The sequence below is a fragment of the Sphingomonas aestuarii genome, from assembly GCF_054457155.1.
The window spans coordinates 1-2,537 of record NZ_JBTKVV010000017.1; the positions used below are offsets into that span (position 1 = coordinate 1).

2 protein-coding genes are annotated in these 2,537 nt (G+C 65.5%); both read left to right on the forward strand.

Going from position 1 to position 2,537, the window contains the following annotated elements:
- Positions 1 to 128 precede the first annotated feature (128 nt).
- Entirely contained in the window at positions 129 to 1,037 is a 909-nt protein-coding gene (locus ACX0GZ_RS14715) for a tyrosine-type recombinase/integrase (protein WP_458817505.1), read from the forward strand.
- Positions 1,038 to 1,043: 6 nt separating this feature from the next.
- Positions 1,044 to 2,237: an IS91 family transposase gene (locus ACX0GZ_RS14720; RefSeq protein WP_458817506.1), complete on the forward strand. Its 1,194-nt coding sequence runs from the start codon at positions 1,044 to 1,046 to the stop codon at positions 2,235 to 2,237.
- The last annotated feature ends 300 nt before the right edge of the window (positions 2,238 to 2,537 follow it).

Below are 2,537 nucleotides of genomic sequence, written 5' to 3' on the forward strand. Positions count from 1 at the left end.
GCACGAACCCGCTGCGCGGGATTGGCGTCAGTGGTGAGGTAAGGTCTGGATCGGGACTGCGTCGCCGGGATTGAGCGGCGCCGGTCACAAGCAGAGCATTTCGACTCTTCAACATGAGGAGTCGAACGATGAACGATCTCATTGCGGTGGGCCCTGTCAGCCCGCTTCGCCAGCGTCTGATCGATGACATGACCATGCGCAGGTTTTCACGCGAGACGCAGCGCAACTACCTGCGCGACGTCGGACGGTTTGCGACCTGGCTGGGACGGTCGCCGCACACCGCGACCGCCGAAGATGTACGCCGGTTCCAGATCGAGCAGCAGGATGCCGGCGTTCCGAGCCCGACCATGAACAGCGTGGTGGCGGCACTGCGGTTCTTCTTCACGAACACGCTCGACCGGCCTGACCTTGCGCGCAAGCTGGTCCGCACCGCCCATGCTCGCAAGATCCCGGTTGTGCTCACCCTCCCCGAGATGAAGCGGCTGCTGGACGCCACCACCTGCCTCAAGCACCAGGCGGCGCTGTCGGTCGCATACGGCGCGGGGCTGCGCGTTGCCGAAGTCTCCGCGCTCAAGGTGAGCGATGTCGATAGCAAGCGGATGGTGTTGCGCATCGAACGCGGCAAGGGCGGACGATATCGCAACGCCATGTTGCCCGAAGGTCTGCTTCCGTTGCTACGGGACTGGTGGCGCGCCGGGCGGCAGCAGGGCATCATGCTTCCTGGCGGCTGGCTCTTCCCAGGCCAGAACGCGACCGTGCCGATCAGCACGCGCCAGCTCTATCGCGTCGTGGTTCAAGCAGCGGAGGCGGCCGATATCGCCAAGCGGGTCGGACCCCACACCTTGCGGCACAGCTTCGCCACACACCTGCTGGAAGACGGTGTCGATATCCGTGTCATCCAGGTGCTGCTCGGTCACGCCAAGCTCAACACCACCGCCTTCTATACCCAGGTCGCGACCAGGACGATGCGCGCGGTGATCAGTCCACTCGACCGGCTCGCGCTGACCTCGCCCGATGCAGAGGCGCCTGACGGTTGAGGTGAGATGCGCACCTCCCTCGAGGTCGCCGACGTCTTCCGCGCTGCGGGCCCGGCATATCGTGCCAGGCACGCCGGGCATCTGAGCCTGCATCAGCTCAAGATCATGTCGGCGGTCGAGCATTGCCGCACCGCTGCGATGGGCGGTCACGTCGAGGCCTGCACCGACTGCGGCCACTGGCGGATCGCCTATAACAGCTGTCGTAACCGGCACTGCCCCAAGTGCCAGGGTGCCGCCGCACGCACCTGGCTCGCCGAGCGTGAAGCCGACCTGCTCCCGGTCGGCTACTTCCATGTCGTGTTCACCCTGCCGGCCGAGATCGCTTCCATCGCCCTCCAGAACAAGGCGCTGGTCTACGATCTGCTGTTCAAGGCGGCCGCGCAGACGATGCAGGTGATCGCAGCCGACCCCAAGCACCTTGGCGCGCGGATCGGCATCACCGCGGTGCTGCACAGTTGGGGCTCGGCCCTGACCCATCATCCCCACATCCACATGATCGTGCCCGGCGGCGGCCTGTCACCCGATGGGATGCGTTGGATCTCCGCGCGGCCAGCGTTCCTCCTACCGGTGCGGGTCCTGGGTGCGTTGTTCCGGCGTCTGTTCCTGACCCGACTGCTCGCGCTCCACGACATGCGCCAGCTCGGCTTCTTCGGCAGCATGAGCCACCTTGCCGATCGGCGGGCGTTCCTGCGGCATCTATCACCTGTTCGGAAGAAGCGCTGGGTGGTCTATGCCAAGCCGCCGTTTGCAGGACCCGAGGCGGTGCTCGCCTATCTGTCCCGCTACACCCACCGGGTCGCCATCTCGAACAGCCGCCTTCTCCGATACGATGAGGACGGGGTCACGTTCCGCTACAAGGATTATCGCCGCGGCGGAGCCGACCGGCAGCAGGTTATGACGCTGGCGGCAGACGAGTTCATCCGCCGCTTCCTACTGCACAACCTGCCGCGCGGGTTCCATCGCATCCGTCATTACGGCCTGCTCGCCAGCGGCACCCGCAAGGACAGTCTGCAACGCGCCCGCGAACTGCTCGCGGTCACATCACCTGCCACTGACGACACGCCTGACGAACAGCCCTATGTCCCGCCGCCATGTCCGTGCTGCGGCGGACGCATGGTCGTGATCGAGCTCATCGAACGCAGATACCAGGCTCGCGCGCCGCCATCTGCGATCCGCGCACCCGGGAGCCCTGCGTCGTGATCCGGCACGGCATATGGTCGATCGCCCCCGCTGCATCCACGCACCGGGGAACGACGAGAGCTGCGCCGATCCTGCGCAAAAGCGGACTTCGATCTGCCACAATCAGACGGTCCGCATTTACGCAGCGACATCACTGCCCAAAAAGCAGACGGTCCACTCTCAAATACGTCCGCATATCGGCAGCCCCTGCCAGCGCCCAGCGCCGCCCAAAATCCAAATCCCCATAGACCACCGCCTGCGGCCCGCGGGATCGGGCACCGCCGACTTTCCGACGCCTCACGGCGTCCGAAACTCTAAACG

Bases quoted from the DNA above. Each gene is read 5' to 3' on its own strand.
- ACX0GZ_RS14715 (WP_458817505.1), top strand. From the start codon at position 129: ATGAACGATCTCATTGCGGTGGGCCCTGTCAGCCCGCTTCGCCAGCGT.
- ACX0GZ_RS14720 (WP_458817506.1), top strand. From the start codon at position 1,044: ATGCGCACCTCCCTCGAGGTCGCCGACGTCTTCCGCGCTGCGGGCCCG.